Here is a 15,109-nt window from a genome sequence, read left to right as displayed (position 1 = left end):
TAAATCTTACTACCTTGGGTTTTCACTCCCATCACGAAAGTAAAGGAAGTGAAGTTGCTACGGTTCTTAAACTTAGGAAAGCCACGCCCGTCGAAGAAATTTTTATAGGCAATGTCTAGCCGTTTGAGGTTTTGCTGTAGAACAGTTGAGTCTATTCCGCCGAACCAGGGTCTAGCTGCTTTTAACTCGGGCAATGCGGTGATTTGAATGTCGCCTGGATTGCGCCGAGGGTTTTTAACTTTCCCATCTTTATCGGTTTTACTCATTTTCCAGGGTTCGCCAGTTGCACCATTTTTACTAACACAACTGGTCAAGGGACAAGCTTCACTTTGCATTCTAATATCGCAATAGTTACCTTGAATAAACTGCTGACTGTACTGAGTAATTCTGTCGTTGAGACACCAATTGTAATGGCTTCGCAACATATTTACCCAATTGGACATTTTTAATTCTTGTGTTGGATTTGGGCGCAACTTGTATACATAGTTTGTCAACAAGTGTGACTCCTCATTTTGTGAGTTGTTATTAGTATATAGCAAAATACTTGTGGGTTTTTAGTTTTTTATATTTTATTAATCTTAATAGAGATGATTTAAATTTATACTTTTACTTACAAAGCCGTCCTATAAGGACGGGGTTTTCAACCCAATTCTCTGATAAGGAAGAAGTCATTGGTCATTAATCAATAGTCCGGACAGTTTTCAATCACTAACAGCAGAATGCGGGTTTCAGCCTTCTCCGTGAGGTCAAATGCTAACGGTAGAATGAGGGTTTCAGCCTCGATCTCAAAAACTGTCCGGAGTATTGATTAATCATTGGTCATTGGTCATTGGTCATTGGTCATTGGTCATTGGTCATTGGTCATTGGTCATTGGTCATTGGTCATTGGTCATTGGTCATTAGCGCGAACGTCCCCGCTCGCGAACTTTATTAGTCATTGGTGATTAGTCATTGGTGATTAGTTATTGGTCATCAGGAAGAGGCAAGCAGGAAGAAAAAATACATCACAATATCATCGCGCTCCGTATTTGGCGTTTGATTAAGTGGATTTACTTAACTGGTTGCTATTTTAGTTTAATCTAAATTGGTTTTTCTTCTACTTTTGTGCAAATTTACTTAAAGTTCGATCGCACAAATGCCCAGCAGGCACTCCGGTATTTACAGTAAAGCAGATGTCTGTGCACAATCTGGAAATTAGGCAGGTTTTGCTCTACAATCATACAGGTCATTATTACTCAAAAGGAACGCGGTAAGTGAATTCAGAAACAGCAGCGCTTGATTTGCAACAACAGGCAGAAATATATTTAGCTTTTGGGAAGTTGGAGGAGGCGATCGCACTTTGCCACCAAATTCTCGCATCGCACCCCGATTCTGCCGAGACTTGCAAAACCCTAGGGAAGGCGCTGCAAGCTCAGGGCAATCTAGAAGACGCAAGGTATTGGTATAAAGTTGCGATCGCCCACAAACCCGATTTTGCCGAAGCTTTTGCTAACCTCGGCACGCTCAGCGCTATTTTGCAACAGTGGCAAGAGGCGATCGCCTTTTACCAAAAAGCTATCTCCCTGCAACCCGACTGTGCAGGATTTTACCGCAATTTGAGCCGCATATTTACCCAACTGGGTCAACCAGAAAAAGCCGCAGACTGCTCCTATCAAGCACTCATGGTGGAACCGATAGAAGTGGCCTCAGAATATCTAGATCTAGGTAATATTTTATTAGCGCAAAATAAAATTCAAAAAGCCATAATTTGTTATCGTCGTACCATTTATTTAAACCCTAGTTTTTGCGAAGCTTACTGCCAATTAGCCGAAGCAGCAAGCGAACTAAAACAGTGGGATGAAGCTATTTTAAGCTACCGTCAAGCTATTAAAATTCAACCAGATATTTCGGAATTTCATTACAAAATCGGAAGAGCTTTTCAAGAAAAAAAGCTCTGGAACGAAGCAGAAAAAGCCTATCGCGAAAGTATTGAATTGAATCCGAATTCATTTTGGTGTTACTTTAATTTAGGCGCAGTTTTGCTAGAGCTAGAGCAATGGCAAGAAGCATTAATTGTCTACCGCACGGCTGTTGAAATTAACCCTGATTTTTCTTGGTCTTACTACAGCATCGGCGAAGCTTGCGGCAAATTAGAAAAATGGTCGGAATCCGCCGCAGCCTACCAGCAGGCTGTTGAATTAGACCCGAATTATTCTGGATTTTTTCACAAGTTGGGAGAGGCGCTTTTTCAACTAGAAAAATGGTCGGAAGCTGCCACAGCCTACGAAAGCGCGATCGCCCTTAATTCAAATTTATTTTGGTCTCATTATAACTTAGCTTTGACCTTAGTTAGACTTCAACAATTTTCCCCAGCAACACTCGCTTATCGGCGGGCGATCGCACTCAATCCAGAATTCTCGTGGACTTACCACAATTTAGGAGAAGCGCTGTTAAAAACTCAGCAGTGGAAAGCCGCAGCTACTGCTTATCAACGTGCTATTGAACTGAATCCCCGTATTTCTTGGTCTTATTACAATTTAGGCGATGCTTTGAGTGAAAGTCACGAATGGAATGATGCTGTTTCTGCCTATCTTTGTGCGCTTAAAATCGAGCCGTCTCTACCGGAAATTTACATGAAATTAGGTAAGGCTCTCATAAAAAGCACTCCGGTAGATTCAGATGTAGCAACTAGCTACTATCACCACCAAATGCAGCCGCTGCACCCTCCTGAATTTTACTGCGAAATCGCCCAAAACTTTGCTGAGAGCGATCGGCGTAACGAAGCCATAATGTTGTACTTGATGGCATTAGAAATTAGACCAAAAGATCCAGAAATATCCCAAAAATTAGAGGAAATTTTAGAAAAACAGCGTCAAACAGGGGAATCTACTCTATTATTAGAGTTAGAAGCTAAGGATATTCGCGATCGTTACATTGCCCGAATCGCCAAAGGCAAGACTTTTGCAGAAGTCGGCGGCTTGTGGGGAACTGTCAGCGAAAAAGTATCTGTAGCTAGCAAATACGGTGCAGTTTCTATGACAATGATTGATGCCATGCCGGCATCCCTCCACTGGTGGCCAGATTTTCACGATCGCATGACAAGTTTAAATATTGCTAATTATCACTGCATCAATCAAGATATCACTCAGATTCAGCTTGCAGATATTGGCGAGCCTTACGATGTAGTTCACTGTGCAGGAGTTTTGTACCATCACCCCCATCCGTTGCAAATTTTAGTTGCTTTGCGTCAGATAACTCGCGAGCATTTAATTTTCACTTCAGCTATTACCCAAGAAGTGATAGAAAATGAGTGGGGACGCTATGAACTTCCAGCTTCTGGAGTAATGTTTGTTCCCGCTTTGGACGACGCAGAACGAGCTATTTTGACAGCTTATTGGCGGACATACCTCAACAAAAACCAACTTATAGGGATAACTGAAAAAGCAGTTTTTGACATGAACGATTTTGCGCCGTGCTGGTGGCTACCTACAGCTACTGCTTTAGAAGCTATGTGCAAAGTCGCGGGATTTAGCGTTTTAGACAAAGGATTGACTTGGGATAATAATGCTCTGACTCTGCTGCTGGGGATTTGAATATTGGTAAACGAAGACTCACAGTAATTGCACAAAGCAAATGGCTAAAAAACTGGTTTATAAGCGAATTAATCGTTTTATTTGTCCAATATTACTACTAGGAAATCGTTTGTTTTGTCTGAGTAAAAAAATAAATGTATCCACCCCAATACGGTAAAAAAGTTCTTAATTACGGTTCGTAGTGCGGACTTTAGTCCGCTATAGGGCTGCGGACTAAAGTCCGCACTACGAACCAATCTTATTGTTTTCAATCAATCGGACACCATATGACCAATAACCAATAACCAATAACCACTAACCAATAACCAATGACTAATAACTTTCTATTTAGGAAAATAATCAATGAAAAATAACCCACCAGAGACACAATTAGGAAACATTTTAGTAGTAGACGATACGCCAGAAAACCTGCGCCTGTTGTCTACGATGTTGACTCATCGGGGGTACGCGCCCCGCTGCGTGATTAACGGGCAAATGGCTCTCAGAGCCTGCAATTCCAATCCTCCCGATTTGATTTTGCTCGACATCATGATGCCGGAAATGAACGGCTACGAAGTCTGTCAGCACCTGAAATCCGAAGAAAAAACTCGGGAAATTCCCGTAATTTTTATCAGTGCTAAAGATGAAGTATTCGACAAAGTAAACGCTTTTGCTGTGGGAGCAGTTGACTACATCAGCAAGCCGTTTCAGTTTGAAGAAGTGCTCGCACGCATCGAAAGTCATCTCACCTTGCGGAATTTACAAAAACAGCTAATACAACAAAATGTGCTGCTTCAAGAAGAAATCAGCAGCCGCTTGGAAGTCGAAAAAAATCTTTACGAAAAAAATCAAATTTTACAAGAAGAAATCAGCCACCGCCTCGCAGTTGAAAAAGCTCTACAAGAGCAAAATTTGTTGCTTCAAAAAGAGATTGCAAACCGCCAGCACGCCGAATCTGCTCTCTTGAAATCCAATCAAGAATTGGCGCGTTCAAATGCGGAATTAGAACAATTTGCTTATGTAGCTTCTCACGATTTGCAAGCGCCTTTAGGAACCATTGCTAGCTACGCTCAACTTTTAGAAAAGCGCTACAAAGACCAACTCGATGACCAAGCTAGTAAGTTTATCGGCAATATTGTTCAGGGCTGCACGAGAATGCAAACTTTAATTGACGATTTGCTGGAATATTCGCGCGTTGGCCGGAGTCAGAAACCTTTTGAACCGACAGATTGCGATCGCGCACTCCAGCAAGCAATCGCCAACCTGCAAGGGGCGATTCGCGACACTCAAGCAGTTGTTAGTTACAGCGAATTACCAACGGTAATGGGGGATTTTTCTCAGCTAGTACAGCTTTTTCAAAATTTAGTCGGCAATGCGATTAAATATCGCCACGATGCACCGCCTGCGGTTCATATTACTGCTAGTCAACAAGATGAAAACTGGTTATTTTCGGTCTCGGACAATGGAATTGGCATTGCTGTGAAGCATCAAGAACGCATCTTTCAAATTTTCCAGCGCTTGCACACTCAAAGAGAATATTCTGGTACAGGTATTGGTTTAGCAATTTGTCAAAAGATTGTGCAGCGTCACGGCGGATGTATTTGGGTGGAGTCTGAACCTAGTCAAGGTTCAAGTTTTCATTTTACTATTGCTTAATCGAGACATCATGCAGGTATTTATATGGAAGTTATAAAGTCGGTAAAACTGAATTAACTCCGCTATTTTAAGGCAGAAACTAGAATTTATAAGTTAAATTTTAGGTTGAGATTAAAAATGCTTTGCGTTGACAGTGGAGTAATTTTGTGATATGATTATAACTCTTCAAGACGTTTTTTGTAGCGATCGCTTACAGTACAATCTCACACCGCCCAAAAACAGATACAAGCGCCAGACTTAAGTTGTGGAACGCCCCAACATTGAGATTCAAGTTCAAGTTCGCGGATTCATCTGCTGCAAGTAAATCTAAAATCTTCAATGCTCCAATCGAAAATCGACTGACTGCTAATGTATCTGTAGGTGGAATTCAATAACTGCCCTGGCAATAAAAGATCAAATCCAAGTTAGCTTGACAAACTTTTGATAAATAAATATTATGAAAGCAGTTTTTAACTTAGCTGTGCCTCCTACCTCCTTTAAAGTTTTGTTGGTAGAAGACAACTCTCAGGAAGCTGAGCTTATTGAAGATTTGCTGTCAGGAATTAGCGGCCGGCAGCATATATTGCTGACGAAAGTAGAGCGTCTCAGCGAAGCGCTGCAGCGATTGAGTCAAGAAACTTTTGACATAATTTTATTAGACCTTTCACTGCCTGACAGTCTGGGAATCGAGACGGTGGCTCGGGTGCAAGAGTACGGGGTAAATGTGCCGATCGTAGTTTTGACTGCCCAAAACGACGAAGAGCTTGCCCTGCGGTTAATTTCGGCGGGCGTACAGGATTATTTAGTCAAAAGAAAAATCGATGGCGAACTGTTAATTCGATCGCTCCGTTACGCCATAGAACGGCAGAACAGTCAAGATGCTTTGCGAAAAAGCGAAGAAAAATATCGCTCGGTGGTAGAAAACTCTTTGATCGGAATTGCTATTATCGCTCCAATTCTTGACCCCGCAATGGGTGAAAATTGCAATTGGATAGAAGTTAACGATGCGCTGTGCAATTTGCTGGGCTACGAGCGCGAAGAACTTTTGCAAAAAAACTGGATCGAGTTGGCTCATCCAGATGATTTGAACACTAACATAGAACAATTATCTCAGATTTTAGCAGGTAGGAGCGACGGTTACATCTGTGATAAAAGATGGTTCAGAAAAGACGGCAACCTAGTTCACACGCGAATTTCGCTGCGCTGCATCCGCGGCCGAGATGGCTCGATCGACCGGATGATTAAAGTAGTGTTGGACGTGAGCGATCGCTACCGCTATGAAGCCAAACTTAAAGCATCAGAAGAATTTTTAAACCATACCATAAATGCTACGCCAGACCCAATTTTTGTCAAAGACGAGCAGCACCGCTGGATTATATTAAATGATGCTTTTTGTCAGTTGCTCGGCAAATCGCGACAAGAACTGATCGGCAAATCAGATTATGACTTTTTCCCAAAAGCAGAAGCGGATGTTTTTTGGCTCAAAGATGAAGAAGTATTGACTAGGGAAATTTGTGTGGAAAATGAAGAAAATCTCACAGACACTGCAGGCCAAGAACGCATAATTTCTACAAAAAAAACTATTTTTAAAAGAGCGGACGGCAGTAAAGTAATAGTTGGTACAATTAGAGATTTTACCGAATACCGACGGCAGCAAATAGCATTGGAACAAAGCGAATTTCGATTTCAAAAACTGGTGGCGAACCTGCCGGGAGTAATTTATCAATTCCGAAGGTCAGTAACTGGAGAAATGTCTTTCCCCTACGTCTCTTCAGGTAGTCGCGAACTGTGCGAATTAGAGGCAGAAGTAATAGAGCAAAATGCAGAAATAATTTTCACCGGTTTTCACCCACAGGATCGCTTGGATTTAGAAACATCTATAGCAGTTTCAGCCGCTAAGCTGGAACCTTGGCAGCAGCAGTGGCGGCAGATTATGCCATCGGGAAAAATCAAGTGGCTGCAAGGAGTCGCGAGACCGGAAAGGCTCAACAATGAGAGCAAATCTAGGAGCGAAGGCGATATTCTCTGGGACGGTTTAGCGATCGATATTACTGAGTTAAAGCAGGCACAAACAGAGCGCGATCGCTTTTTTACGATTTCCTTAGACTTGCTTTGCATTATCGGTTTCGACGGCTATTTTAAACGTTTAAACCCTGCTTGGTCAACGGCACTGGGCTACAGCAGCGCTGAACTTTTTGCCAAGCCGATGCTAGAATTTGTTCATCCCGACGATCGAAAAGCCACCGCAGCCGAAGGAGCAAAACTAATCGCCGGTACGCCCAGTATCTGCTTTGAAAACCGCTATATCTGCAAAGACGGTGCTTACAAATACCTGCTGTGGACGGCATCGCCATTTAGCGAAGAAGGTTTAATCTACTCAGTCGGTCACGACATTACTTCTCGCAAACAAGCTGAGTCGGAACTTCAGCGGCAAGCAGTAGCTATGGGCGCTGCTTATGACGGTATTGCTATTTTTAACGAGCGTAAAGAATGTATTTATTCAAACGACGCTTATCTGAAAATGTACGGCTTGACTAGCCCTAGCGAACTGCACGGGAAGACATGGCAACTACTCTACAGCCCCGCAGAAATTCAATATCTTGAATGTGAAGTAATGCCGAATTTCATCGAAAAAGGGTACTGCAATATAGAAGCGACAGGTCAGCGCCACGACGGTACTAAGTTTCCTCAAGAATTGTCGCTGACAATGCTTGCAGGCGGCGAAATAATTTCAATTGTCCGCGATATTACTAATAGAAAACAGGTAGAATCTGCACTGCGAGCGAGCCAGCGCCGCTATCAAACTTTGGCAGAAGCATCGCCAGTTTGCATATTTCACAGCGATGCGTTTGGCAATTGCCTTTACGTGAATCAGCGGTGGAGCAAAATCACGGGATTAAACGCAGAATTGGCAGCAGAAACTGGCTGGATGAATGCCATTCATCCCGATGATGCGGAACGGGTGAAAAATGAATGGTATCGAGCAATTATTGACAAAATTCCTTTTAAATCAGAATACCGCTTTCAGCATCCAGACGGTCGTGTAGTTTGGGCGATCGGTCAGGCGATCGCAGAAATCGGAGAACAGCAGGACATTAAAGGCTATATCGGCACTATTACAGATATTACCGATCGCAAACAAGCCGAATTAAACCTGCTGCGGGTGACTCAAGCCGTAGAAAGCACCAGCGACGCGATCTGCATTGCTGACTTGAGAGGGCGATCGATCTATCACAATCAAGCCTTTGTTCGGCGGTACGGCTACACAGCAGAAGAATTGAACGCAGCAGGCGGAGCAACAGCAATATACTCCCAAAATCAAGTGTTGCTAGAGATGTTTAAAACGATCCGTAAAGGCAAATCTTGGCAAGGCGAAGTCAAAATCAAAACTAAAAGCAACGAACCGCTGACAACTTTATTTCGCGCCGACTGCATTAAAGATGAAACTGGCAATTTAATCGGGTTAGTGGGAGTAATTACCGACATCACTGAACGCAAAAAAGCCGAGATGGCGCTGCTGCAACAATTAAGGCGAGAAAGGCTGGTAGTTGCCATGCTCGATCGCATTCGCTCCTCCCTCAATTTAGAAGAAATTCTCACCGCTGCTGTCGAACAAGTGCGACAATTCTTGCAAACAGACCGCACAGTTATTTACCGTTTTAATCCCGACTGGAGCGGTTGTGTCGTTGTGGAGTCCGTGGCAAACAATAGAATTTCACTGCAAAATTTGAACAATATTGACGGCTGTTTTAAAGAGAGATTTGTTGAGGTTTATCAGCAAGGATATATTAGATCGATGGAAGATATTTACCGAGAAAATCTGACAGAATGCCACATGAAATTTCTCGAAGGATTTGAAGTAAAAGCTAACTTAATAGTACCGATTTTACAAGCACGAGAAAGCATTTCCCATAGCCAACCCACCGCTGAAAATAAGCTTTGGGGACTGCTGATCGCCCAGGATTGCAGCGGCCCCCGTTCCTGGGATTCCTCAGAAATAGAAGCGCTGCGGCAACTGTGCGTGCAATTGGCGATCGCGATCCAGCAATCGACACTATTTCAACAAGCACAAACCGAAATTGCCGATCGCAAACAAGCAGAAGCCGCCCTCCAACAAGCAGCATTAGCCGCAGAAACCGCCAACCGCGCCAAAAGCGAATTTCTCGCTAACATGAGCCACGAACTCCGCACGCCTTTAAACGGAGTTTTAGGCTACGCTCAAATCCTCAAAACCGACAAAGACTTAAGCTCAGATCACCAAGAAAGTCTCACCAACATTCAACAGTGCGGCGAACACTTGCTGATGTTAATCGACGATGTTTTAGACCTTTCCAAAATAGAAGCTAGAAAAATGAAACTCTACCCAGAAGAGTTAAATTTTCTAAATTTTACAAAAAATATTGCCGATCTGTTTCAGATGCGGGCATCTCAAAAAGCAATTTTATTCAATTACGAACAAGTATCTCCCCTGCCTAGCTGCGTCAGTATCGACAGAAAAAGATTGCGTCAAATTTTGATCAATTTACTCAGCAATGCCGTAAAATTTACTAACAGCGGCGGAGTAACTTTAAAAGTCGGCTATGTCGGCACAGAAGCTTGGAATAGAGGCAGAGAAGAAGATTACGATTTCTCGATTTTGAGTTCGGAACTGAAAGAAAATTATCTGCGTTTCGCCCATAATGCGATCGCAGCCCAACACGCTTTAAAAATTCGCTTTCAAATAGAGGATACTGGGACTGGAATAGAGCAAGATAAATTAGAAGAAATATTTTTGCCATTCCACCAAGTAGGAGGAAATACCTTTGTTGAAGGTACGGGTTTAGGACTCTCAATCAGCCAGAAATTAGCGAAACTGATGGGCAGCGAAATTCGCGTCAACAGCATTTTGGGAAAAGGCAGCACTTTCTGGCTGGATGTAGAATTGCCCGCAGCCAAACGGTACTTAGAAGTGTCTCCTTTGCGTGACAAAAACTGGCTGGTTGGTTTTGTCGGTAACAAGCGGAAAGTGCTAATTCTGGAAGAAAATCAACTAAATCGCGATTTGTTGTGCAGCCTGCTGGGGCGTTTGGGGTTTGAAATTGCAGAGGCCGGGAACGCTCAAGAATGCCTCTACAAAGCAGTTAAATTTCACCCGGATCTGATTTTAATGGACTTGCGGATGCCTGTAATGGATGGCTTAGAAACTGCAAGCAGACTGCGGCAGTTGCCGGAATTAAAAGATGTGATATTAATCGCTATGTCAGCTAGCGTTTTCGAGTCTGTGCAGCAAGAGATCATCCTGTCCCGGTGCGATGATTTTCTTCCCAAGCCGATCGAAGCAAATCACTTTTTGGAACAGTTGCGCGTTCATTTGGGACTAGAATGGATTTACGAAGCATCTTCGGGAAACAAAAAGCGCAAAACTTCCAGTTTGTCACCAGTATCTGATTTTCCTGTTTATTCTGCTCTGTTAGCTGCTGCTTCTGAGTCGGTAGCAAAACTTTTGAAACTCGCAGCTATGGGCGACATTGAAGATTTTTTTCAGGAAACGGCTAATCTGGAAATTCTGGAACCAAGATTAGTGCCGTTTGTCACGAACTTACGACAACTTGCTAAGGGATTTCAGCTCAAACAAATTCGGAGGATTTTAAAGCAGTATATCGAGGGGCAGTAGCTCGTCGGTTTTTCGGGTTTGGGGATTTAAATCGTTACCAAGCAAAGGATGTCCGCGCCAAATCAAATCAATTCTGGTTGCACTCATACATGATGTTAACTGTTAACTGTTAACTGTTAACTGTTAATTTACTATTTCGATGAATAGAGGATTTGATGTCAAATCAAAAATCAAGATATTTAAGCATGGTTTGGTATCTGATAGTATCGGCTCAATTATCTGACATAAAATGTGTTTGTAGTGAGGAAGAAAGTCCTCAACATAAATTTTGAGTTGCGCCGGATCTGGGTCGATTTTACGGTGTTTTATGCTATTTAAAATAAGAGTTTTCTGGTAAACTAACCTGTAAAGTAGCCTTTCATCGCTAGACTGAAGTCGCAGGGGTTTTAGGCTATTTGTTGACAGTAGAGTTTTTGAGAGAGTTGGGATTGAAATTACTTTGCCTCAGTAACGGCCACGGAGAAGACGCGATCGCCCTTCGCATCTTGCGGGAACTGCAACAGCACCCGCACCCCCCAGAATTAGCCGTGTTTCCGCTAGTGGGCGAAGGGCAAGCTTTCGCTCAACTAGAAAACGCCCGCATCATCGGCCCGGTGCAGCGGATGCCTTCGGGCGGATTTATCTACATGGATGGAAGGGAATTTTTGCGGGATGTCAAAGGCGGCTTGCTGCAGTTGACCGTAGCTCAGTTTAAAGCGATCCGCGCTTGGGTGCGATCGCAAACACAGTCTGGCAATCAAGACGCGGTGATCTTAGCCTGCGGCGATATCGTACCGCTACTGTTTGCTTGGCTCGCTGGCGCACCCTATGCTTTTGTCGGTACCGCCAAGTCCGACTATTATTTGCGGGACGAAAACGGGCCTCTGGCTCGCAAATCCGGCTTTTTTGCTTGGATTTCGTCGCCGCGATCGGTTTATTTCCTTTGGGAGCGCTGGTTGATGACGAGAAACCGCTGTCGCGCCGTTTTTGTCCGGGATGCGCTAACCGCCGAGACTTTAGAAAAGCTGGGAATTCCCGCCTACAATCTCGGCAATCCCATGATGGACGGACTCGAACCGGAAAACCCAGCCAGTTTTTACGGCCCTGATGCAGAGTTTCGGGAAAGGGAGCGATCGCTCGTCATCACCTTACTCCCCGGCTCTAGAGCGCCGGAAGCCTATGCTAATTGGCAGCTAATAGTAGAGGCTGCAGCCGGAATTTTGTCCTTGTTTGCCGATCGCAAACTGTTATTTTTCGGAGCCATTTCTCCCGAGTTAAACTTAGAAGCTTTGCGACCTATATTAGAATTTTTCGGCTGGCGACAAGACGGCGAAATAAAAACGCAGCGGCGAGAAGGAAGTATTTTGCGGCCTCCCGTTTCTAGCCCTCAAGAAATTCGGCAAGAATTTCCTAATTTGCTATTGCCCTTGACCTTTGTGCAGAGAAACGCCACGATGATTTTAACTCAGCAAAGTTTTAACGATTGTTTGTACGAAGCCGATGTAGCAATAGCAATGGCCGGAACCGCTACAGAACAATTTGTCGGTTTAGGAAAACCCGCGATCGCCATTCCCGGAAACGGCCCGCAATTTACTCCCGCCTTTGCAGAAGCCCAAAGTCGCCTGTTAGGGCCGTCATTAATTTTAGTCAAACATCCCGCCGAAGTTGCCGGCGCAGTACAGTCTTTGTTCCGCGATCCCGACAGATTGCAGTTAATCGCTGAAAATGGCTTGCGCCGCATGGGAGAACCCGGTGCCGCCGCCAGAATTGCCGAGTGTTTAATTCAGCAGTTCGGTAATTCTAAATTGCCTCCAATACATTAGGGCCTTGGGCATAGGCCAAACCGGGCCTTGGGCATAGGGCATACTTTACCACGGTTGAAAACCGCTATATGTTGCTACGGAATATCTTTAATTCTACTTTCTATAAAAACAATCTTGTTCGCTAACTACTAATACTAAATCCACGTATCCGACCCATTTTTGTTATTGTTCGCGAACAATAACAAAAATGGGATAATAAACCCAAATTTAGTTAGTATAACTTCCTTTGTTCGAGCCTTGGGAATGCAAGTCTTCGGTTTGTAGTGCGGAATTTAGTTCGCACTACAAACCTATTTTAGCGTCGTTTTTCAAGTAGGATTCTATAAGAGCACACCTACTAAAACTGCACTAGGAAAAAAAATTAATTCCTAGTTTTTTGCCAAGATGGAAACCTGAAATTAGCCTAGGAAATTTTAAAATCCGACTTCACCAAAACACCAGGTTCTCGCTGTATGGGAAGCACATCTAAAGTATCCAATTGCGCGCAATATTTTAAATCTTCAATCACGCCCAAACGCAACAGGCGCTGGCCGTGACTGGCTTTTTCCAACAATTCGTGCAGCCGATCTTGCCACTGCAAATAAAGAGCGATCGCCCCAAATACTTCATCGTTACCAGCAAAATCGATCGCCGGAATACCGCTTTCTGCTAGCAGGCTTTGGGCGATCGCCCCAGCACAAACCGTATCCTCCAACGAATAACTCCCTTCCCAACCAGAACCCACAATCCAAATACTTTCCGGCTTTTGACTTAACAAAAACTGCACCGCAGATTTCCGGTTAATCAAAGCCGCCGTCAACACAGTTGCAGCATCTTGTACTCGTTGCAAAGCCCGAGTACCGTTAGTTGTGCTGATAAAAATTCGCTTTCCACTCACCTTTTCTGGCGCGCAGTCCAGCGGCGAATTCCCCATATCAAAACCGTCAACTTTCGCGCCACCGCGCTCTCCAGCCCGAATTCGCTTGTCTGCAGGCCATTTTTCGCTCTGGGCCATCAGCTTATCTAAGTCGCTGAAAACTTGGACAGCTTCCGCCCCATTATTCAGGGCCGTCGCCATTGTCGTAGTCGCCCGCAGTACATCAACTGCGATCGCGCAAGCCGGCATTTTGTCCGCTGGCGTAAGTTCCGGGGTATGGTAAATAAAAAGCTTCACTTTTGGGCAACCTGCAATAAATCCTCATACGCAATAATAATAGAAAATGACACTCTCACCCCTAATATGTCAAAACAGCTCAATTCAAATCCCGCCCGCAGCGCCATTACCGCACCAATTCGACTCCTGGCAGGTTTCACCTATCCTTTTCGAGCTTTCACGCTAATTTGGCAAACTCCCAAGTTGTGGACGTATGTATTAGTTCCCGTCTTACTAAATTTTCTAATTGGTACCGGACTTTATTTAAGCTTGCTATTTCCCAGTTTGGCAGGAATAGACGTTTTAGTAGCCGATTTATCCGTGCGATTTAATGATTTAATTGCCAATTTGCCAGCTTGGCTGAGCTTTTTGGGCGGGTTGACAGTCGCTTTCGGTTGGCTGCTGCGCGTACTCCTAGTGTCAGGACTTTTGCTAATCATCGGGTTTTTGTTAGTGCAGTTTGGCGTGATTTTGGGTTCGCCCTGGTACGGCAAACTTTCCGAACAATTGGAACTGCTGCGGAACGGTCAATTGCCCGCAGAAGCCCCAATGAATGCGGGGAGTATTTTTCGGGATATTCAAAGGGCGATCGCCTTTGAACTGCGAAAACTACAAATTTTGCTGAGTGTTGGCATACCCCTAATACTGCTGAATTTTGTGCCAGGATTCGGCTCTATTCTCAGCACTTTGGGCGGCGTAGCTTTGGGCGCAACTATTGTCTGTTTAGATTTTTTAGATGCACCTTTGGAGCGGCGGAGGCGGCCTTTTCAGGAGAAGTTAGAAATAATTTGGGCGAGTTTGCCCGCTAGCGGCAGTTTTGGTTTAGTGTGTTTGGGTTTGGTGAGCATTCCGCTGTTGAATCTGTTGGCGATTCCGCTGTGCGTGACGGCGGGGACTTTGTTTTTTTGCGATCGCATTTGGCCGGCCCGCTTTGCCTCAGAAGAAACTCATAGCGATCGAGAAACTAACATTACAACTTAAAAAACTACGGAGATGCTTCTACTTTCTCCTCAACCAAACGCTGGGGAGTAGCTCAATCGGTAGAGCGCGGTGCGATCAATCTTAAATCTTGGACTTAAATGTGGTATTCTCTGCAAATGGGCGGCAAATAAAAACTCAGTAGTAAGGTCAAAACTACTGGGTTTTATGCTCATAATTGAATCAATTCGTTAAATCCGTCAGTCCTGGACGTATCAAGACAGATGATTTACTGCATCAACCCTCAATGCGAACAACGCGAAAATCCTGCTGCGGCTCAAAACTGTCAAGCTTGCGGCACGGCTTTATTAATTGCCGATCGCTATCGTATCCTTAAACCAGTGCGATCGCCCAATCC

8 protein-coding genes are annotated in these 15,109 nt (G+C 44.1%); 6 read left to right on the top strand and 2 right to left on the bottom strand.

The genetic code is table 11. The features are described 5' to 3' along the window. Nucleotides 1-494, bottom strand: a 494-nt coding sequence (locus AACV78_RS08600; RefSeq protein WP_228042656.1) for a helix-turn-helix domain-containing protein, incomplete at its 3' end; no start/stop codon positions are given. A 759-nt stretch (nt 495-1,253) separates the two neighbouring features. On the opposite strand from AACV78_RS08600, the gene AACV78_RS08595 reads away from it, so the two are divergent. The 4 genes from AACV78_RS08595 to AACV78_RS08580 all read left to right on the top strand — a co-directional run bounded on the left by AACV78_RS08595 (nt 1,254) and on the right by AACV78_RS08580 (nt 12,641). Then, nucleotides 1,254-3,572 carry a tetratricopeptide repeat protein gene (locus AACV78_RS08595; protein ID WP_194012363.1) on the top strand — a complete coding sequence of 773 codons (2,319 nt, stop codon included), beginning with the start codon at nt 1,254-1,256 and terminating at the stop codon, nt 3,570-3,572. A gap of 342 nt (nt 3,573-3,914) precedes the next feature. Then, on the top strand, nt 3,915-5,207 hold the full coding sequence (locus AACV78_RS08590) for a response regulator (RefSeq protein WP_194012362.1): 1,293 nt from the start codon (nt 3,915-3,917) through the stop codon (nt 5,205-5,207). Between the two features lie 436 nt (nt 5,208-5,643). Then, nucleotides 5,644-10,839 carry a PAS domain S-box protein gene (locus AACV78_RS08585; protein ID WP_194012361.1) on the top strand — a complete coding sequence of 1,732 codons (5,196 nt, stop codon included), beginning with the start codon at nt 5,644-5,646 and terminating at the stop codon, nt 10,837-10,839. A 428-nt stretch (nt 10,840-11,267) separates the two neighbouring features. Next, nucleotides 11,268-12,641 (top strand): lipid-A-disaccharide synthase-related protein, encoded by a 1,374-nt coding sequence (locus AACV78_RS08580; protein WP_194012360.1) that lies wholly within the window; start codon nt 11,268-11,270, stop codon nt 12,639-12,641. A 403-nt stretch (nt 12,642-13,044) separates the two neighbouring features. Here AACV78_RS08580 and AACV78_RS08575 read toward each other — a convergent pair whose 3' ends face one another. Then, complete coding sequence (locus AACV78_RS08575; RefSeq protein ID WP_194012359.1) at nt 13,045-13,794, bottom strand: 2-phosphosulfolactate phosphatase family protein; 750 nt, start codon at nt 13,792-13,794, stop codon at nt 13,045-13,047. A gap of 66 nt (nt 13,795-13,860) precedes the next feature. On the opposite strand from AACV78_RS08575, the gene AACV78_RS08570 reads away from it, so the two are divergent. Both AACV78_RS08570 and AACV78_RS08565 read left to right on the top strand, forming a co-directional pair. Beyond that, nucleotides 13,861-14,754 carry an EI24 domain-containing protein gene (locus tag AACV78_RS08570; protein ID WP_194012358.1) on the top strand — a complete coding sequence of 298 codons (894 nt, stop codon included), beginning with the start codon at nt 13,861-13,863 and terminating at the stop codon, nt 14,752-14,754. A 221-nt stretch (nt 14,755-14,975) separates the two neighbouring features. Further along, nucleotides 14,976-15,109: 4-Cys prefix domain-containing protein (locus tag AACV78_RS08565; protein WP_339383533.1), on the top strand; the 134-nt coding region annotated here is incomplete at its 3' end.

It is taken from the genome of Tychonema sp. LEGE 07196, assembly GCF_963890365.1.
GTDB lineage: Bacteria > Cyanobacteriota > Cyanobacteriia > Cyanobacteriales > Microcoleaceae > Microcoleus.
Note: the sequence above shows the minus strand (reverse complement) of the source record. Positions and strands in the feature narration are given on the sequence as shown.